This is a genomic window from Streptomyces albidochromogenes (genome assembly GCF_005981925.1).
In the GTDB taxonomy this organism is placed as follows: Bacteria; Actinomycetota; Actinomycetes; order Streptomycetales; family Streptomycetaceae; genus Streptomyces; species Streptomyces albidochromogenes.
The window spans coordinates 1-19,381 of record NZ_VBVX01000116.1; the positions used below are offsets into that span (position 1 = coordinate 1).

General features: G+C 68.9%; 15 protein-coding genes. 9 read left to right on the top strand and 6 right to left on the bottom strand.

The window, feature by feature from the left end; genetic code table 11:
- The 4 genes from E2E34_RS16930 to eccCa all read right to left on the bottom strand — a co-directional run.
- The coding region (locus E2E34_RS16930; RefSeq protein ID WP_138902751.1) for a WXG100-like domain-containing protein at positions 1–1,510 on the bottom strand (1,510 nt) is incomplete at its 3' end.
- 205 nt (positions 1,511–1,715) lie between these two features.
- Positions 1,716–2,042, bottom strand: a complete 327-nt coding sequence (locus E2E34_RS16935) for an SUKH-4 family immunity protein (protein WP_138902752.1) — start codon at positions 2,040–2,042, stop codon at positions 1,716–1,718.
- Between the two features lie 118 nt (positions 2,043–2,160).
- Positions 2,161–2,532, bottom strand: coding sequence for a hypothetical protein (locus tag E2E34_RS16940; protein ID WP_138902753.1), 372 nt, complete (start codon positions 2,530–2,532; stop codon positions 2,161–2,163).
- Between the two features lie 197 nt (positions 2,533–2,729).
- On the bottom strand, positions 2,730–6,674 hold the full coding sequence (gene eccCa / locus E2E34_RS16945) for a type VII secretion protein EccCa (protein ID WP_138902754.1): 3,945 nt from the start codon (positions 6,672–6,674) through the stop codon (positions 2,730–2,732).
- 258 nt (positions 6,675–6,932) lie between these two features.
- Here eccCa and eccD point away from each other — a divergent pair, with 258 nt between their 5' ends.
- From eccD to E2E34_RS16975, 6 genes are all read left to right on the top strand, one after another.
- Positions 6,933–8,390, top strand: coding sequence for a type VII secretion integral membrane protein EccD (eccD, locus tag E2E34_RS16950; RefSeq protein ID WP_138902755.1), 1,458 nt, complete (start codon positions 6,933–6,935; stop codon positions 8,388–8,390).
- A gap of 216 nt (positions 8,391–8,606) precedes the next feature.
- Entirely contained in the window at positions 8,607–8,897 is a 291-nt protein-coding gene (rpsO, locus tag E2E34_RS16955) for a 30S ribosomal protein S15 (protein WP_018551846.1), read from the top strand.
- A gap of 283 nt (positions 8,898–9,180) precedes the next feature.
- Positions 9,181–11,400, top strand: coding sequence for a polyribonucleotide nucleotidyltransferase (locus tag E2E34_RS16960; RefSeq protein ID WP_138902756.1), 2,220 nt, complete (start codon positions 9,181–9,183; stop codon positions 11,398–11,400).
- Positions 11,397–12,776 carry a M16 family metallopeptidase gene (locus E2E34_RS16965; protein WP_138902757.1) on the top strand — a complete coding sequence of 460 codons (1,380 nt, stop codon included), beginning with the start codon at positions 11,397–11,399 and terminating at the stop codon, positions 12,774–12,776. Before E2E34_RS16960 ends, E2E34_RS16965 begins: the two co-directional genes overlap by 4 nt.
- 23 nt (positions 12,777–12,799) lie before the next feature.
- Complete coding sequence (gene dapB / locus E2E34_RS16970; protein WP_138902758.1) at positions 12,800–13,552, top strand: 4-hydroxy-tetrahydrodipicolinate reductase; 753 nt, start codon at positions 12,800–12,802, stop codon at positions 13,550–13,552.
- Positions 13,553–13,566: 14 nt separating this feature from the next.
- A complete protein-coding gene (locus E2E34_RS16975; protein ID WP_138902759.1) occupies positions 13,567–14,007 on the top strand; it encodes a tetratricopeptide repeat protein in 441 nt (146 codons plus the stop codon).
- Between the two features lie 47 nt (positions 14,008–14,054).
- Here E2E34_RS16975 and E2E34_RS16980 read toward each other — a convergent pair whose 3' ends face one another.
- Together E2E34_RS16980 and E2E34_RS16985 are read right to left on the bottom strand one after the other, a co-directional pair.
- A complete protein-coding gene (locus E2E34_RS16980; RefSeq protein WP_138902760.1) occupies positions 14,055–14,621 on the bottom strand; it encodes an SCO5741 family PH domain-containing membrane protein in 567 nt (188 codons plus the stop codon).
- Between the two features lie 95 nt (positions 14,622–14,716).
- Positions 14,717–14,956 carry a hypothetical protein gene (locus E2E34_RS16985; RefSeq protein WP_138895371.1) on the bottom strand — a complete coding sequence of 80 codons (240 nt, stop codon included), beginning with the start codon at positions 14,954–14,956 and terminating at the stop codon, positions 14,717–14,719.
- A 202-nt stretch (positions 14,957–15,158) separates the two neighbouring features.
- Here E2E34_RS16985 and thyX point away from each other — a divergent pair, with 202 nt between their 5' ends.
- From thyX to E2E34_RS17000, 3 genes are all read left to right on the top strand, one after another.
- Positions 15,159–15,911: an FAD-dependent thymidylate synthase gene (thyX, locus tag E2E34_RS16990; RefSeq protein ID WP_138902761.1), complete on the top strand. Its 753-nt coding sequence runs from the start codon at positions 15,159–15,161 to the stop codon at positions 15,909–15,911.
- 207 nt (positions 15,912–16,118) lie between these two features.
- Positions 16,119–17,018 carry a 4-hydroxy-tetrahydrodipicolinate synthase gene (gene dapA / locus E2E34_RS16995; RefSeq protein ID WP_138902762.1) on the top strand — a complete coding sequence of 300 codons (900 nt, stop codon included), beginning with the start codon at positions 16,119–16,121 and terminating at the stop codon, positions 17,016–17,018.
- 111 nt (positions 17,019–17,129) lie between these two features.
- Positions 17,130–18,815, top strand: a complete 1,686-nt coding sequence (locus tag E2E34_RS17000; RefSeq protein WP_138902763.1) for a ribonuclease J — start codon at positions 17,130–17,132, stop codon at positions 18,813–18,815.
- The last annotated feature ends 566 nt before the right edge of the window (positions 18,816–19,381 follow it).

Below are 19,381 nucleotides of genomic sequence, written 5' to 3' on the forward strand. Positions count from 1 at the left end.
TGTTGGTGCTGATCGAGCCGCCGTTGCTCGTGGAGGAGGGTGTGCTGCCGCCCGTGGGTGTGGGGGCCGATTGCGGGCTGGGTGCGGTGAGGCCACCGGGTGAGGACGAGCCGCCGCGGCTGTCGCCCGAACTGGGTGTGCTGCTGCCGGTGTCCGCGGACGGGGAGGGGGACGGGGACGAGGACGGACCGCCGGGTGAAGGGTCGTCGAAGTCCGACAGCGTCGGCCGGGAGGGCGAGTTGGAGGAGGAAGGATTCTGCGCGGTGTCCGAGGTGCTGGGGGAGGAGTTGGACGTGCCGCTCCCGCTGTCGGTGCTGGGGAGGTTCCCGAGATCGGGGGCGCTGTAGGGCGCCGGGCCGTCTCCGTCGGCGGATATGCCACCGCCGATGTTCGTGTTGCCCGTGTTGGTGTTCGAGCGTGACGTCGTCGACGAGTCCGAGCTGGAGGTGTCAGGAGAGCTCGACGGGTTCGACGAGTTCGACGAGTTCGAAGGGGTGGATGAGCCCGACTGGTTCGTCGACCCGGACGAGTTCGACGAACCCGACGCGTTCGACGCGCCCGACGAGTTGGATGTGCTCGACGGGTTCGACGAGGAAGAGTTCGAGTCGGACGTGCTCGAATTCGATGAGTTCGAGGAGTTCGATGACGAGTTGGACGAGTTGGAGCCGTCCGAGGACGAGCTGTCGCCCCCCGAGTTGTCGCCGCTGCCGCCGCCGTCACCGCTCCCCCCAGAGGGATTGTTGCGGTTGTTGTAGGCGTCCATGCTGTTGTTGTAGCCGCTGTCGATGCCGTCGCGGATGCTGCTGCCGGCCTTCTTGCCCAGGCCGTCGCGCAGCCCTTCGGCGAACGTCTGCGGTGTCTGCTTGATGGCTTCCCAGCCGCCCTGGGCGCCCGCCTTGACCGTCTTGCTGAGGTCGAAGCCCTCCTGGGTGCCGAAGCCGACGTTCACGGACTGCCGGACCAGGTCGGTGACCATCGCCTGGACGGCGGAGACGGCCGGTTCCTTCATCGCTTCGATGATGGCTTGCATCAGCGCGTCTTTGAGCGCGTCGAGGATGCGTCGTACGGCGAGGCGGGTGATCTGGGTGGCGGCCATTCCGGCGGCGGCGGACAGGCCGAAGGTGACGATGGACGCGGCGGCCGCCGCGGCGATCTGGATGGCCAGCGCGATGAGCTGGACGATGACCGCGTACTTGGCGAACTCCACCAGATAGGCGGCGGCTTCGAAGGTGTTGGCGATGATGTAGGCGGCTTCGGAGGCGTTGGCGAGGTAGCCGTCCGAGCCGTCGGAGAACTTCTTGTAGTGGGTGGTGAACTTGTCGATGGACTCGCCCGCGTTGTGCGCGACCACCGTGCGGGCACTGGTGTCCGCTCGGATGCGCAGCTTCTGGGCGTCGTCACCGAACTTCCGCCACAGCGCGGCGGAGTCTCTGAGCAGGTCCTCGTTCGCTGTCGGCCAGTTGTAGCCGAGCATCTTCAGGACCCACTCGAGCTCATCCGGCAACATCATCGCCACAGCGCGCCACACCCCCGATAGGCAACCGCCGTACAACGTCCCCCAACACCAGGAGAATCACACGAAGTACAGCTGTGCCTAAAGCTTACTAACCATCACCACCGTTGCTGGAGCCTGCTCCTGTCACAACCGTGCTGCGAACAGGGCGAATCCGGTGAACAAGTTGTGCGCGCCGCGGCGACGGTGGTGTCGGCCGTCCCTACTCGCCCGGCTCGCGCCGCCGGCGGTACAGCGCGATGGCCTTCTCCGTCGGGTAGTTGGGTACGGTCACGGTCTCGCCGGTGTCCTTGGCCACCACGATCTTGCTGCCGCCGGGCTGCGCCGGCTGCGGCCGGCCGGCCGTGTCGGTGGTCGGCGGGAAGGTCGCGTACACCAGGTAGCCGATGTCGAACTCGTGGACGTGCATCGGGGCCGGTGAGCCGTCCGCCAGCTGGGGCTGGGCGTAACGGCTGCGGACGATCTCCAGAGCCTGCTCGGGAGTGGTGGGCGGGACCTGGGGCTCTGGGGCGGGTGTCTCAGGGGTCATGGGTGGTGTCCTTGCCTGACTCGCGTTGCCTTGGGTGGGAACTCGCCGACACAACCGTCGGCAAGAGGGCCTGGGGCCGATGTGTGCGGACTCGACGTCGATCGTGCCTCACGGCACCTCACACCGACTTGAAGTTGTTCACCTTCGCGCCGCCGTCGGCCTCGTGCTGAGACGTCAGCGCCGCGTACTTCGCGTCCTCTTCCGCCTCGTGCTTCTCGTGGTTCACACCCATCTTCGTGAACTTCATGCCCATGCCCGCGATCCGCTGCGCCAGGCTGGGCATCGAGTCCTTCATGCCGTCGCGCAGGCCCTCATAGACGACGCCGAAGTGCTCGCCCATCTCGTCGTCGCCCCACGGCGGCGTCTTGCCCGACTCGCTCTCGATGGCGTTCAGGCCCTCGAACAGCGCCTTCGCGGCCAGGGCGAAATCCTGCCCCACCTCGAACATGTGGAAGCCCTCGCCTTTGAGGACCGAGGCATCGGCCCTCATCGTGTCGTTCCCCGCCACAACTGCCCCCCGTGTTCGCAAAACGCACGTCTGTCGCAGCGCCAGCCTAACGCTCGCCCACCACGCCTTCCAAGGGAAAGCGAGAGGGGCGGCACCCCCATGGGCACCGCCCCTCACCTCACACGCGTACAACACGTCACACGCGCGCAGCCCACCAACCGGTCAGAACCACCAACCGGTCAGAACCGCGAAGGCAGCCACCCCACCTGCACCATCTGCCCGCTCCTGCGCCGCGTGTGGAAGTACCCGCGCCCCGGCGGCAGCTGCGACGGCGTGATGCTGCCCAGCAGCGCGCCCTCCGACCGGTCGCCGGACATCACCAGACCCTGCGCCCCGAGCTCCCGCAGACGCTGCATCACCGGCTCGTACAGCGACCGGCTCGCGCCGCCCGCCGAGCGCGCGATGATGACGTGCAGGCCCACGTCACGGGCGTACGGCAGGTACTCCACCAGCGGCGACAGCGGGTTCATGCCGGTCGCCACCAGGTCGTAGTCGTCGATGATGACGTACGCGTCCGGGCTGTTGTACCAGCTGCGGTTGCGCAGCTGCTCCGGCGTCACGTCCGGCCCCGGCATACGCCGGCTGAGCGACCCGGCCAGGCCCTCCAGCGTCTCCGTCAGCGCGGGCGCGGACGCGCAGTAGCGCGACAGGTGCGAGTCCGGTACGGCCTCCAGGTGCGCGCGCCGGTAGTCGCCCATGACGATCTTCGCCTGCTCGGGCGTGTACCGCTCGGTGATCTGCTTGATGAGCAGCCGCAGCACCGACGACTTGCCCGACTCGCTCTCGCCGAACACGATGAAGTGCGGGTCCGTCTCGAAGTCGATGAACACCGGCGCGAGCGCCGACTCGTCGATGCCGAACGCGACACCGCGGTCGGGCTGCTCGAACCCCTTGGGCAGCCGGTCCGCCTCCAGGATCCTCGGCAGCAGCCGCACCGCCGGAGCCGGGGCGCCCTGCCAGTTCTCGTTGATGCCCCGGATGAGCACGCCCGTCGCCTCCGCCAGGTCCTCCGTCTCCGAGGAGCCGTCGACCCGCGGCAGTGCCGTCATGAAGTGCAGCTTGTCCGGGCTCAGGCCGCGGCCGGGCACCGCCGCGGGCACGTTCTGCGCCACCTTGCGGTCGATCTCCGACTCGGTCGGGTCACCGAGCCGCAGCTCGATGCGGTTCTGCAGCATGTCCTTGAGCGCGGGCCGCACCTCGGTGTAACGGCTCGCCGTCAGGATCACGTGCACACCGAAGCCGAGACCGCGCATCGCCATGTCCGTGATGCTCGCCTCGAGCATCTCGTAGTCCGTCTTGAACGTCGCCCAGCCGTCGATGACCAGGAAGACGTCACCCCACGGCTGGTCGGGCAGCTGCCCCGCCGCCCGGCGCTGGCGGTACGTCTGGATCGAGTCGACGTTGTTCGCGCGGAAGTACTCCTCACGCGTGTTGAGGATGCCCTCGACCTCGCTGACCGTACGGCGGACCTTCTCGCCGTCGAGCCGGTTCGCGACCCCGCCGACGTGCGCCAGGTCCTCCATCGCGATCAGACCGCCACCGCCGAAGTCCAGGCAGTAGAACTGCACCTCGCTCGGCGTGTGCGTGAAGGCGAACGACGAGATGAGCGTACGCAGCAGTGTCGACTTGCCGGACTGCGGACCGCCCACGAACAGACCGTGGCCGGCGCCGCCCGAGAAGTCGCGGTACAGCACGTCACGCCGCTGCTCGAACGGCTTGTCCACCAGACCGACCGGCACGTTGAGCCGCCCGAGCGCCGTGTACTCCGGCGCGGTCAGGCCGCGCTCCGCCGTGACGGCCAGCGCCGGCAGCAACTGCTCCAGCGAAGGGGCCTCCTCCAGCGGCGGCAGCCACACCTGGTGCGCCGGCGGCCCCTGGTTCTCCATCTTGGCGACGATCACGTCGAGCACCGTGTCCGCGAGCGCGTCGTCGACCCGGTTCCCGGCCTCCGGCTCCTCGACCACCGGCTGCGGCGGCAGCGCCACGTGCTGCGCCGTGAACAGCGCCGGCCGCAGCTGGGTGGAGCGGTGCACGCGCGACGGACCCTCGCCGTGGTAGGCGCCCGACACGTACGCCGCCTTGAAGCGGACCATGGTGTCGGTGTCGTACCGCAGATAGCCGGAGCCCGGAATCGACGGCAGGTGGTACGCGTCCGGGACGCCGATCGCCGTACGCGACTCGGCGGCGGAGAACGTACGCAGACCGATCCGGTACGACAGGTACGTGTCCAGACCCCGCAGCTTGCCCTCCTCCAGGCGCTGCGAGGCGAGCAGCAGGTGCACACCCAGCGAACGGCCGATGCGGCCGATCTGGATGAACATGTCGATGAAGTCCGGCTTGGCGGTCAGGAGTTCGGAGAACTCGTCGAGCACGATCACCAGCGACGCCAGCGGTTCGAGCGCGGCGCCGGCCGCCCGCGCCTTCTCGTAGTCGTGGATGTTCGCGTAGTTGCCGGCGGTACGCAGCAGCTCCTGGCGGCGCTGCATCTCACCCATGATCGAGTCGCGCATGCGGTCGACGAGCGTCAGGTCGTCCGCCAGGTTGGTGATGACAGCCGCGGTGTGCGGCATGTCCACCATGCCGGCGAAGGTCGCGCCGCCCTTGAAGTCCGCGAGGATGAAGTTCAGCGTTTCCGAGGAGTGCGTCACCGCGAGACCGAGCACCAGCGTACGCAGCACCTCGGACTTGCCGGAGCCGGTCGCGCCGACGCACAGGCCGTGCGGGCCCATGCCCTCCTGCGACGCCTCCTTGAGGTCGAGCATGACCGGCTCGCCGTTCTCGCCGACACCGATCGGCACCCGCAGCCGCTCGTGCAGTGTGCGCGGACGCCAGGTGCGCGAGACGTCGACCGAACCCGCGTCGCCGATCCCCATCAGGTCGGTGAAGTCGAGGTTGGACAGCAGCGGTTCGCCCTCTTCGGCGGTGCCCACCCGGAAGGCGGCGAGCTGCCGGGCCAGGGACTCGGCCTGCTCCGGGCTCAGCACGTCGGGCTTGCCGCTGTACGCCGACTCGTGGCCGACGTACAGCTTCATGCGGTCCGGCTTCACGTACGCGGTCAGCCCGCCGCGCAGCTCGTCCTCCAGCTCCCCGGGCGCGATCTCCAGAAACGTGACGCCCTGCAGCCCCTCCGCGCCGGCGAGGCCCGAGTCGGGCGGCACGGTGCCGCCGTCGAGCACCACGATCAGGTGCGGCTGGTCGTACACGGGGTTCGCGTCCCGGTTCCAGCGCGGCCGGTCGCCCAGCTGGTCCTCCAGCGCCTCCTCCAGCTCACCGAGGTCGTCGAAGAGCAGCCGGGCCGAGCCGGCGCCGTCCTTCGCCTTCGGGTGCTGGCTGTGCGGCAGCCACTTGATCCAGTCCCAGTCCGCAGCGGCGGACGGGTGCGCGACCACGGCGATCATCAGGTCTTCGGGGGAGTGCAGCGTCGCGAGCTGCGCGATCGCCGCACGGGCGTTGCCGTACACGGTGTCGGTGTCACCGGCCACCGCCACGTGGTAGAAGGCGCGCAGCGACACCGAGACCGGCAGGTCGGCCAGGCTGCCGTGCGCGTCGAGGAACGCCTTCATGGCCGCCGCCGTCAGCGGCTCCAGCTCCTCCTTGGGAGCGGTCTCCGGCGCGGCCAGGGGAGTTGCCAGCTGCTGGCTGCCGAGCCCCATGCGTACGGACGCGAAGTCGGCGTCGGTCGGGCGGCGTTCCCACAGCCGCTTGCCGTCAGCGGCCAGCGCCCACAGCTGGTCGGGGTCCGGATGCTGGAAGAGCTGCGTACGGCGCTGGAGTTCGGCCGTCTTGTGCACGTCCTTGCGGACCTGCTCCAGGTAGCGGAAGTAGTCACGCCGGTCCTGCGCCATCCCCGCGCCGCCGCCCTGCCGGGACTTGGCGAACTGGGCGATGCCCATGGCGAGGGTCGAGGCCAGCATGAGCCCGCCGACCACCCGCATATAAGAGGGGAGGTTCGGCATGAAGAAGAAGCCGACGGAACCCAGCATGCCCATCATCGGCAGCAGGTTCATCAGCACACTGTCGTCGCCCTCCCGCGGAATCTCTGGCGGCGACTCCAGCTTGACCTCGCCGTCCGGGACAGCAGGCGGCTGGATCCGCGGCTGCCGTTTGATGATGACGACGCTCACCGATGCACTCATCCTTCGCGATTGCTGTGTTTTCTTCCGGGTGCAACCCCCGGACCCCCGGCCCGAAAAGCAGGCACGCGTAGCCGCTGATCCTACTGTCACGCCCGAGGCCGCCGGGAGGCAGGAGCGTGGAGATGCGGGGGAGTGCGAGGAGGAATGAGGGAGGCGGGACCTGTGCCCCCCGGGGCGGACGATAAGGTGGCGCTCCGCGTCGTACGAGCGGCGTAAAGAAGCTTGTCTAGCAGGGGGAACTACCAGGTGAGCACGGGCACATCGACGGGTTTCTGCCGAGTCACCGTCGCAGCGCCGGACAGCCGTATCGATGTGGCGCTGCCGGAGGACCTGCCGATCCAGGACATCTATCCGGAGATCATCAGGCTCTCGGGCATGGCCCAGTCGGACGGCAGCCTCGCCGGCTACCACCTCGTGCGCCGCGACGGCCATGTCCTCGACGCGAGCCGTTCGTTGCTGGAACACCGCGTCAGGGACGGCGAGGTGCTGCTGCTGCGCACGTTCGCCGACTCGCTGCCGCCGGCCGTCCACGACGACGTGGTCGACGCGGTCGCCACCGCCGTCAAGCAGGACCTGCGCGGCTGGAACGACAACCTGATGCGGGTCGCCGGCCTCGTCTCCGGCGTCCTGCTGCTGGCGATGCTCGGCTTCGTCTTCTGGTTCGCCGACCCGCTCCGCCACGACATGCACGGACTCCAGGGCATCGTCGCCGGCGTGGTCGCGCTGACGCTGACGGCCCTCGCCGGTGTGCGCGGCCGGGTGTACGACGACAGGGCCTCGGCCGTCGCCCTCGGCATCGCCGCCCTGCCGCACGCGCTCATCGCCGGCTCCGGCGTCCTCCCGCAGGACGCGGGCGAGGGACCCGGCCGGCTGCAGTTCCTCGTCGGCTGCGTCGCCGTCCTGCTCTTCTCCGTCGTACTGATCATGCTGCTGCCGCAGGGCGACGCGCCCTTCGTCGCCGCGGCGCTCGCCGCCGCGATCGGCACCCTCGCCGCCTTCGGCGGAGTGCTCACCGAGGCGCAGCCCCGCGAGATCGCCGCCGTCACCTCGGTCGTCGCCCTGGCCGTGGTCGGATTCCTGCCGGGCTGGTCGGCCCGGTTCGCCAAGCTGCCGATCGGCTTCCGCAACCCGGAGGACCTGGCCAGGGCCCGCCGCGAGGGCCAGGAGGGCAGCCAGGAGGCCGTCGACGTACAGCGCATCGTCGCCCAGACCAGCCGCGGCCACGAACTGCTGCTCGGCCTCGTCGGCGGCTGCGCCGTCGTCATCCTCGGCGCCGGCGGCGCCGTGCTCGGCTTCAGCGACAGCGGCTGGGCCCAGCTGATGGCCCTGGTCACCGCGCTGGCCGCGATGCTGCGGGCCCGCCTGTTCCGCTACACCGCCCAGGTCACCTGCCTGCTCGTGGCCGGCGTCCTCACGATGGGCCTGCTGATCCTCGGCCTCGCGATCTCGCCCCCCATGGAGATCCTCGTCGACCTCGCCAAGGGCGACTCGGCGGCCGTCGACGTACGGACCCTGTGGCTCGGCGCCTCCGTCGCGGCCGGTGCGATGCTCCTGATCGCGATCGCGCTGATCGTTCCGCAGAAGGGCCTGTCACCCTTCTGGGGCCGCATGCTGGACCTGGCGGACTCGCTGGTCCTGCTCTCCCTGATCCCGATCTGCCTGGCGGTCCTCGACGTGTACGCCAAGGTCCGCGGCGGCGTCTGACCCGCACGCGTACGCCCCCGCCGGTCCGCGCCCCCACGGGCCGCCGTCGGGGGCGCTCGCATCTGCTGGTAAGCTGCATGACGGCCGCTTGTGTATGCGCCCCCGGACATCCGGAGGGCTGCGCCCAGCGGATCCCCGCCTCCCGAGTAACGGAAGCTCCCCAGAGAATTCGACCTGGGGCACTCGGTGGCAATACGAAGACCAAGAGGAGTACGCGTGCCGCTCGACGCCGCTACGAAGAAGCAGATCATGACCGAGTTCGCTCAGAAGGAAGGCGACACCGGCTCCCCCGAGGTCCAGGTCGCCATGCTTTCGCGCCGGATCTCGGACCTCACCGAGCACCTCAAGACGCACAAGCACGACCACCACTCCCGTCGTGGTCTGCTGATCCTGGTCGGCCAGCGCCGCCGCCTGCTGCAGTACCTGGCCAAGAAGGACATCCAGCGCTTCCGTGCCCTGGTCGACCGCCTCGGCATCCGCCGTGGCGCGGCCGGCGGCGCCAAGTAAGACGGACGTCGTGAAGGGAGCGGTACCCCACTTCCAGGGGACCGCTCCCTTTGCTGTACGTGCGTGACGTACCGGACGCTCAGTAGTCTGGTCGTACAACGCAACACAGAAACACGCGAGAAGCGGCTTCCCCGCCGCCGGTCCTCGGTAGTGGCCCCCGGAGCACATCGACACCGGGGTCTTCGATCGAAGACCGGCCCGCAGCTGAAGCGCTTCTCCGCCACTGTCCCCCCGCCACACGGGCGACGGGGACGAAAGACGAAAAGTATCGGAGATAACGCTAGTGGAGAACGAGACCCACTACGCCGAGGCCGTCATTGACAACGGTTCCTTCGGCACCCGCACCATCCGCTTCGAGACGGGCCGCCTCGCCAAGCAGGCCGCCGGCTCCGCCGTGGCGTACCTGGACGACGACACCATGGTGATGTCGGCCACCACCGCTTCCAAGAAGCCCAAGGACCAGCTCGACTTCTTCCCCCTCACGGTGGACGTCGAGGAGCGGATGTACGCAGCCGGAAAGATCCCCGGCTCCTTCTTCCGTCGCGAGGGCCGGCCCTCCGAGGACGCGATCCTCACCTGCCGCCTGATCGACCGCCCGCTGCGCCCCTCCTTCAAGAAGGGCCTGCGCAACGAGATCCAGATCGTCGAGACGATCATGGCGCTCAACCCCGACCACCTGTACGACGTGGTCGCGATCAACGCCGCCTCCTGCTCCACGATCCTGGCCGGCCTGCCCTTCTCCGGCCCGATCGGCGCCACCCGTGTGGCCCTGATCAAGGGCCAGTGGGTCGCCTTCCCGACGCACACCGAGCTCGAGGACGCCGTCTTCGACATGGTCGTCGCCGGTCGCGTCCTGGAGGACGGCGACGTCGCGATCATGATGGTCGAGGCCGAGGCCACCGAGAAGACCATCCAGCTCGTCAAGGACGGCGCCGACGCCCCGACCGAGGAGATCGTCGCCGCCGGTCTCGAGGCCGCGAAGCCGTTCATCAAGGTCCTCTGCAAGGCCCAGTCGGACCTCGCCGCCAAGGCCGCCAAGCCCACCGGCGAGTTCCCGGTCTTCCTCGAGTACCAGGACGACGTGCTGGAGGCGCTGACCGCCGCCGTCAAGTCCGAGCTCACGCAGGCGCTCACCATCGCCGGCAAGCAGGAGCGCGAGAACGAGCTCGACCGCATCAAGGAGATCGCCGCCGAGAAGCTGCTCCCGCAGTTCGAGGGTCGCGAGAAGGAGATCTCCGGTGCGTACCGCGCGCTGACCAAGCACCTGGTGCGCGAGCGCGTCATCAAGGACAAGGTCCGCATCGACGGCCGCGGCGTCACGGACATCCGTACGCTCGCCGCCGAGGTCGAGGCCATCCCGCGCGTGCACGGCTCGGCGCTGTTCGAGCGTGGCGAGACCCAGATCCTGGGCGTCACCACCCTCAACATGCTCCGCATGGAGCAGCAGCTGGACACCCTCTCCCCGGTGACCCGCAAGCGCTACATGCACAACTACAACTTCCCGCCGTACTCCGTCGGTGAGACCGGCCGCGTGGGTTCGCCCAAGCGCCGCGAGATCGGCCACGGAGCGCTCGCCGAGCGCGCCATCGTGCCGGTGCTGCCGACGCGCGAGGAGTTCCCGTACGCGATCCGCCAGGTGTCCGAGGCTCTCGGCTCCAACGGCTCGACGTCCATGGGCTCGGTCTGCGCCTCCACCATGTCGCTGCTGAACGCCGGTGTGCCCCTCAAGGCCCCCGTCGCCGGTATCGCCATGGGCCTGATCTCGCAGGAGATCGACGGCAAGACGCACTACGTCGCCCTCACCGACATCCTCGGCGCCGAGGACGCGTTCGGCGACATGGACTTCAAGGTCGCCGGTACGAAGGAATTCGTCACCGCCCTCCAGCTCGACACCAAGCTGGACGGCATCCCGGCCTCCGTCCTGGCCGCGGCCCTCAAGCAGGCCCGCGACGCCCGCCTCCACATCCTCGACGTGATGATGGAAGCGATCGACACGCCGGACGAGATGTCCCCCAACGCCCCGCGGATCATCACCGTCAAGATCCCCGTGGACAAGATCGGTGAGGTCATCGGCCCCAAGGGCAAGATGATCAACCAGATCCAGGAGGACACCGGCGCCGACATCACGATCGAGGACGACGGCACCATCTACATCGGTGCCGCCGTGGGCTCGCAGGCCGAGGCCGCGCGCGCCACGATCAACGCGATCGCGAACCCGACGATGCCGGAGGTCGGCGAGCGCTACCTGGGTACGGTCGTCAAGACCACCACCTTCGGTGCCTTCGTCTCCCTGATGCCCGGCAAGGACGGTCTGCTGCACATCTCGCAGATCCGCAAGCTCGCCGGCGGCAAGCGCGTGGAGAACGTCGAGGACGTGCTCGGTGTGGGCCAGAAGGTCCAGGTCGAGATCGCCGAGATCGACTCGCGCGGCAAGCTCTCCCTCGTCCCCGTGATCGAGGGCGAAGAGGGCTCCGAGGCCGACAAGGACGACACCGACAAGTGACGTCCCGTAGTTCCGTGACGACGGCCCGCACCTCCTCGGAGGGGCGGGCCGTCGCCCGTACCCAAACGCTGCTCAAGGGCCAGAACGGCATCGGCACCGTCCGCAGGACCACCCTCCCCGGCGGTCTGCGCGTCGTCACCGAGACCCTGCCCTCCGTACGCTCCGCCACCTTCGGCATCTGGGCGCACGTCGGCTCCCGCGACGAGACGCCCTCGCTGAACGGCGCCACGCACTACCTGGAGCACCTCCTCTTCAAGGGCACCGGGAAGCGCAGTGCCCTCGACATCTCGTCCGCGATCGACGCGGTCGGCGGCGAGATGAACGCCTTCACGGCGAAGGAGTACACGTGCTACTACGCCCGTGTACTGGACACCAACCTCCCCCTCGCGATCGACATCGTCTGCGACATGCTGACGGGCTCCCTGATCAGGGCCGAGGACGTCGACGCGGAGCGCGGCGTCATCCTCGAAGAGATCGCGATGACCGAGGACGACCCGGGCGACGTGGTGCACGACCTGTTCGCGAAGACCATGTTCGGCGACACCCCGCTGGGCCGCCCGGTCCTCGGCACCGTCGACACCGTCGAGGGGCTGTCCGCCGACCGCATCCGCCGCTTCTACAAGAAGCACTACGACCCGACGCACCTCGTCGTCGCGGCCGCGGGCAACGTGGACCACGCCACCGTCGTACGCCAGGTCCGCCGGGCCTTCGAGCGCGCCGGCGCCCTGTCCCGCACGGACGCGGTCCCGCTCGACCCGCGCGACGGCTCCCGCGTCATCCGCACCGCCGGCCGCGTAGAGCACCTGAACCGCAAGACCGAGCAGGCGCACGTCGTCCTCGGCATGCCGGGCCTGTCCCGCACCGACGACCGCCGCTGGGCGCTCGGCGTACTGAACACGGCTCTCGGCGGCGGCATGTCGTCCCGCCTCTTCCAGGAGGTACGGGAGAAGCGCGGCCTGGCCTACAGCGTGTACTCGTACACCTCCAGCTTCGCCGACTGCGGCCTGTTCGGCGTGTACGCCGGCTGCCGGCCCGGCCAGGTCCACGACGTACTCAAGATCTGCCGCGACGAGCTGGAGAAGGTCGCCGCGAACGGTCTGCCCGACGAAGAGATCGACCGCGCCGTCGGCCAGCTCTCCGGCTCCACCGTCCTCGGCCTGGAGGACACCGGCGCGCTCATGAACCGCATCGGCAAGAGCGAGCTGGCCTGGGGCGAGCACATCTCCGTCGACGACATGCTCGCCCGGATGGCGGCAGTGACCCCCGACGAGGTACGGGAGGTCGCCGCCGACGTCCTGGGCCACCGGCCGTCCCTGTCGGTCATCGGCCCGCTGAAGGACAAGCAGGCCGACCGCCTGCACGAATCAGTCGCCTAGAGCCCTCCAGAAAGAAGCAAGCAATGAGCAAGCTGCGCGTGGCCGTTCTCGGTGCCAAGGGCCGTATCGGCTCCGAGGCCGTACGGGCCGTCGAGGCCGCGGAAGACATGGAACTGGTGGCCGCGCTGAGCCGGGGCGACAAGCTCGAAGCCCTCGTCGAAGCCGACGCCCAGGTCGTCGTCGAGCTCACCACCCCCGCGTCGGTGATGGGCAACCTCGACTTCTGCGTACGCCACGGCATCCACGCCGTCGTCGGCACCACCGGCTGGACCGACGAACGCCTCGCGCAGCTCCGCTCCTGGCTGGACACCTTCCCGGAGACCGGCGTGCTCATCGCGCCGAACTTCTCCATCGGCGCCGTCCTGACCATGAAGTTCGCCCAGCAGGCGGCCCCGTACTTCGAGTCCGTCGAGGTCGTCGAGCTGCACCACCCGAACAAGGCCGACGCCCCCTCGGGCACCGCGACCCGCACCGCCCAGCTCATCGCGGCGGCGCGCGCCGAGGCCGGCAGCGACCCCCAGCCCGACGCCACCACCACGGCGGTGGACGGAGCCCGCGGCGCGGACGTGGACGGGGTACCCGTGCACGCCATCCGGCTGCGCGGCCTCCTCGCCCACCAGGAGGTCCTCCTCGGCGGCGAGGGCGAGACCCTGACGATCCGCCACGACTCCCTGCACCACAGCAGCTTCATGCCGGGCATCCTGCTCGGCGCGCGCCGCGTGGTGACCACTCCCGGCCTCACCTTCGGCCTGGAAAACTTCCTCGACCTGAACTGACGGCAGCGAGAGCCATGCGCGCAAAGATCACGTACTTCGTCCTCGCCGCCGTCCTGGTCGTCTACTTCGTCCTGGCCGGCAGCAGGGGGTACTTCCTCATCCGGGAAGGCACCGTCCTCACCGTCACCTTCGGCGTCGCGGTGCTGGTCCTGCCGGGCCTCGGCATCTGGTTCCTCTGGCAGACCACGCAGTTCGCCCGCAAGGCGGACGCGCTGTCCGCGAAGCTGGAGGCCGAGGGCGGCCTGCCCGTGGACGAGCTGGTACGTACACCCAGTGGCCGCATCGACCGCGATTCCGCCGACGAGGTCTTCGCCCGCCGCCGCGCGGAGACCGAGGACGCCCCGGACGACTGGCGGTCCTGGTTCCGCCTTGCGATCGCCTACCACGACGCGCGGGACACCCCGCGCGCCCGGAAGGCCATGCAGCGGGCGATCGCCCTCCACGAGGGCAGGTAGGCACGCGAAAGGGGGGCGTCCGGCCGGACGCCCCCCTTTCACATGCCTTACGCGACGGTGGCCGGCCGGTACTCGTCGCCCCACGCCTCGACCGTGTCGGCCGCCCGGTCGAACGCCTCCACCCGTGACAGGAAGTCCGCGTTGTGGTCGGTCAGCAGCTGAAGCCGCTCGCCGTCCCGGCCCTGGAGCACGAGCGCCTGCCCCTGCACCGTGCGCGGCAGCCCGAGCCACCGCACCGGCTGCTGGACCGTACGCACGTGCGTCGCCCGGTCCCACGGCACCGTGGTGGTCGAGAAGAACCCCACGCGCCGCAGCCCGTGCCGGCTGACCCAGGCGCCCACCCGCAGCAACCGCAGCGCGCAGCCGATGACGGCGGCGGCGAGGCCGAAACAGACCCCGGCGCCCGACACCGCGCCGGTGAAGGCGATGACCATCGCGGCCAGCAGCACGAAGGACGCGAGGAGCAGGAGCAGGGCTGCCGCTCCCACCCGCCACGGGCCGGGGCGGTAGGGCCGGCGCCATTGATCGTGATCGTCGAAGGGCAACGCGACGTCGTCGGACGTCTCACTGGACGCTTCGAAAGCACGGTCGGCCGTCAGAAAGGGCAGGGGCACGACTGATCCTCACTCACCAGCACGCTCGATTGGGCTGTGCCCGGTGAGGCTACCCAGCGGGTCTTCGCCCGGCCACCCCAGGGGGCCCGGACGAGTCACCGGCCGTCAGCGGCCTCGGATTTCTGTGTCACGCCCGGCCCCTGCGCGGGGTCGAGGGCGGGAAGCCCGAAGAGCAGCGATCCCACCAGACCGGCGACGACGGTGAGACCGATGAGCGTCCGTCCGACGACCTCGGACACGCTGGGACGTTCGGGAGGGGGAGGGGTGACATTACTGCGGAATCGGTCGGCCTCCGCGACGAACGCGAAGGGGACGGACTCTCGCCGGCGCAACATGGGGCGCACTCCTTTGCTTTTTTGATCTGGTACTAGGGCTTCTACAGGGACAGACGTAGAAAGCTGTCGCTTGGTGCCCGATTTCCCTGAATCGGCCGAACAATGTCCCCCGACCGCCGCCGGAGGCCGCACCGGCCTTCGCGGACGGCGTCGGCCCGTAGAGTGTGGGGCGCCCGAGCGATGTACATGGAAGGACCCGCCGGTGACTGTTACCCCTGATGGCACCCCCACCGAGACCGCCAAGCCCGACTTCCGAAGCGATGTCACGGTCGACCTGGTCAAGCACACCGCCGGCGACTCCGACGTGCTGTGGGCCGCCCGGGTCTCGACCGCCGGCGAGCAGTCCCTGGAGGAGCTGAGCAAGGACCCCGAGCGCTCGAAGGGTCTGATCAACTACCTGATGCGGGACCGTCACGGCAGCCCCTTCGAGCACAACTCGATGACGTTCTTCATCAGCGCCCCGATCTTCGTCTTCCGCGAGTTCATGCGGCACCGCGTCGGATGGTCGTACAACGAGGAATCCGGCCGCTACAGGGAGCTGGAGCCGGTCTTCTACATCCCCGGTGAGTCCCGCAAGCTCGTCCAGCAGGGCCGCCCCGGAAAGTACGAGTTCGTCGCGGGCACCCCGGAGCAGCAGAAGCTTACGACCCGCGCCATGGAGGACTCCTACCGCCAGGCGTACGAGGCGTACCAGGAGATGCTCGCCGCCGGAGTCGCCCGCGAGGTCGCCCGCGCGGTCCTCCCCGTCGGTCTGTACTCCTCCATGTACGCCACCTGCAACGCGCGCTCGCTCATGCACTTCCTCGGCCTGCGCACCCAGCACGAGCTGGCCAAGGTGCCGTCCTTCCCGCAGCGCGAGATCGAGATGGTGGGGGAGCAGATGGAGGCCCAGTGGGCCCGGCTCATGCCCCTCACCTACGCGGCCTTCAACGCCAACGGCCGGGTCGCACCGTAGGGCCCGTGGGCCGGCCCGAGGACTGATGTACGGATCCACCGTCCGAAGTGTCCGTATTGCCGCAGTTCGAGAATTTCATCTAGGCTGATCAAACGGACCCGGCACTGCTTGAACCCCCGAGCAGGCAGTGTCGGGTTCCACTCTTCCCGTACGTCCGACCTCCCCCGAGGGGACACGACGCGTTGAGCAGCGAGTAGCGTGTTACCCATGGCTCCGATCTCCACTTCGCAGACCCCCTTCGGGCGGGTCCTCACCGCCATGGTCACGCCCTTCACGGCTGACGGCGCACTCGACCTCGACGGCGCCCAGCGCCTCGCCGCCCACCTGGTGGACGCCGGCAACGACGGTCTGATCGTCAACGGCACCACCGGCGAGTCCCCGACCACCAGCGACGCGGAGAAAAACGACCTCGTACGGGCCGTACTGGAGGCCGTAGGAGACCGGGCCCACGTCGTCGCCGGCGTCGGCACGAACGACACCCGCCACAGCCTCGAGCTGGCCCGCGCCGCCGAGCGCACCGGCGCGCACGGCCTGCTCGCGGTGACGCCGTACTACAACAAGCCCCCGCAAGAGGGCCTGCTCCGCCACTTTACGGCCATCGCCGACGCCACCGGGCTTCCCGTGATGCTCTACGACATCCCGGGCCGCAGCGGCGTGCCGATCAACACCGAGACGCTCGTCCGGCTGGCCGAGCACCCGCGAATCGTCGCCAACAAGGACGCCAAGGGCGACCTCGGCCGCGCCAGCTGGGCCATCGCCCAGAGCGGCCTCGCCTGGTACTCCGGCGACGACATGCTGAACCTCCCGCTGCTGTCCGTCGGCGCCGTCGGCTTCGTCTCGGTTGTCGGACACGTGGTCACCCCCGAGCTGCGCGCCCTCCTCGAGGCGCACCTCGCCGGCGACGTACGCAAGGCGACGGAGATCCACCAGCGGCTGCTCCCGGTCTACACCGGCATGTTCCGCACCCAGGGCGTCATGACCACCAAGGCCGCCCTCGCCCTCCAGGGCCTGCCCGCGGGCCCGCTGCGCCTTCCCATGGTGGAGCTGACGCCCGACGAAGAGGCACAGCTCAAGCGCGACCTCGCGGCCGGCGGAGTGGCCCTCTAACCAGACTTCACAACTGAATACGCAGGAATCCCACACACAACAGCAAGTGCACGAATGTCATGCGCGCCACGTGCCTCAGCGGTACGTGGCGTGTGTGGTGAGGAGAGTCTTTTGAGTCATCCGCATCCTGAACTCGGTACCCCGCCGAAGCTCCCCAAGGGCGGTCTGCGCGTCATCCCGCTCGGCGGTCTCGGCGAGATCGGCCGGAACATGACGGTCTTCGAGTACGGCGGCCGCCTGCTCATCGTCGACTGCGGCGTGCTGTTCCCCGAGGAGGAGCAGCCCGGTATCGATCTGATCCTGCCGGACTTCACGTCCATCAAGGACCGCCTCGACGACATCGAGGGCATCGTGCTCACGCACGGTCACGAGGACCACATCGGCGGCGTCCCCTTCCTGCTCCGCCTGAAGCCGGACATCCCGCTGATCGGCTCCAAGCTGACGCTCGCCCTCATCGAGGCGAAGCTCCAGGAGCACCGGATCCGCCCGTACACCCTCGAAGTCACCGAGGGCCACCGCGAGCGCGTCGGTCCCTTCGACTGCGAGTTCGTGGCGGTCAACCACTCCATCCCGGACGCGCTGGCCGTGGCCATCCGCACCCCGGCCGGCATGGTCGTCCACACCGGCGACTTCAAGATGGACCAGCTCCCGCTGGACCGCCGCCTCACCGACCTGCCGAAGTTCGCCAAGCTCGGCGAGGAGGGCATCGACCTCCTCCTCTCCGACTCGACGAACGCCGAGGTCCCCGGCTTCGTACCGCCCGAGCGCGACATCTCGAACGTCCTGCGCACGGTCTTCGCGAACGCCCAGAAGCGCATCATCGTGGCCAGCTTCGCCAGCCACGTGCACCGCATCCAGCAGATCCTCGACGCGGCCCACGAATACGGCCGCCGCGTGGCCTTCGTCGGCCGCTCGATGGTCCGGAACATGGGCATCGCCCGCGACCTGGGCTACCTGAAGGTCCCGGCCGGCCTGGTCGTCGACGTCAAGACCCTCGACGACCTCCCCGACCACGAGGTCGTGCTGGTCTGCACGGGCTCCCAGGGCGAGCCGATGGCCGCGCTGTCCCGCATGGCCAACCGCGACCACCAGATCCGCATCGTCCAGGGCGACACCGTCATCCTGGCCTCGTCGCTCATCCCGGGCAACGAGAACGCGGTCTACCGGGTGATCAACGGCCTGACCCGCTGGGGCGCCAACGTCGTCCACAAGGGCAACGCCAAGGTCCACGTCTCGGGCCACGCCTCGGCCGGCGAGCTGCTGTACTTCTACAACATCTGCAAGCCGAAGAACCTGATGCCCGTCCACGGCGAGTGGCGCCACCTGCGCGCCAACGCCGAACTCGGGGCCCTGACGGGTGTCCCGAAGGACCACATCGTCATCGCAGAGGACGGCGTGGTGGTCGACCTGGTCGACGGCCGCGCGCGGATCGTCGGCAAGGTCCAGGCCGGCTACGTGTACGTCGACGGCCTCTCGGTCGGCGACGTCACCGAGACCCACCTGAAGGACCGCCGCATCCTCGGCGAAGAGGGCTTCATCTCGGTCTTCGTCGTGGTCGACACCGCCACCGGCAAGGTCGTGGGCGGCCCGAACATCCACGCCCGCGGCTCCGGCATCGACGACTCGGCCTTCGCGGCCGTGGTCCCGCGGATGGAAGAGGCCATCGCCAAGTCGGCCCAGGACGGCGTCCTGGAGACGCACCAGATCCAGCAGCTCGTCCGCCGCACGGTGGGCAAGTGGGTCTCCGACACCTACCGCCGGCGTCCGATGATCCTTCCGGTCGTCGTCGAGGTCTGACGCCGCCGTAGCACGCCAACTGGGAGCGGGGCACCTCGATTTGCATCGGGGCGCTCCGCTCCAGTACGTTTACGACTCCTCCTGAACGGGAAGCCCGGCGCACTGGTGCGCCCGGGGGCCGACCGATCGGGGCGGGAATTCCGACTCAGAACTTCTGATAAAGTCGGAATCGCCGGAAAGGGAAACGCGAAAGCGAAGAACTGGAAAGCGCCGAGGAAGTCGGACACGAAAGCGTCTGATAGAGTCGGGAACACGAAATGCCGAACGAAAGCCCGGAGGAAAGCCCGAGAGGGTGAGTACAAAGGAAGCGTCCGTTCCTTGAGAACTCAACAGCGTGCCAAAAGTCAACGCCAGATATGTTGATACCCCGGCCCACTTCGGTGGGTTGGTGGTTCCTTTGAAAAGTCCTGGCTGCCCTTGTGGCAGTCCAGGCGAACACAGCGAGGACGCTGAGAACAGCGGGCCACATTCCGGCCCGATCTGTTCCGCTCTTTCGTGGTGCTAGCTCGATTACGAGCAAACATTCATGGAGAGTTTGATCCTGGCTCAGGACGAACGCTGGCGGC

Excerpts from the sequence above, each read along its gene's own strand:
- E2E34_RS16940 (WP_138902753.1), bottom strand. The coding sequence starts at position 2,532 with ATGAGGGCCGATGCCTCGGTCCTCAAAGGCGAGGGCTTCCACATGTTC.
- E2E34_RS16935 (WP_138902752.1), bottom strand. The coding sequence starts at position 2,042 with ATGACCCCTGAGACACCCGCCCCAGAGCCCCAGGTCCCGCCCACCACT.
- dapB (WP_138902758.1), top strand. The coding sequence starts at position 12,800 with ATGAGCAAGCTGCGCGTGGCCGTTCTCGGTGCCAAGGGCCGTATCGGC.
- E2E34_RS16975 (WP_138902759.1), top strand. The coding sequence starts at position 13,567 with ATGCGCGCAAAGATCACGTACTTCGTCCTCGCCGCCGTCCTGGTCGTC.
- dapA (WP_138902762.1), top strand. The coding sequence starts at position 16,119 with ATGGCTCCGATCTCCACTTCGCAGACCCCCTTCGGGCGGGTCCTCACC.
- E2E34_RS16985 (WP_138895371.1), bottom strand. The coding sequence starts at position 14,956 with ATGTTGCGCCGGCGAGAGTCCGTCCCCTTCGCGTTCGTCGCGGAGGCC.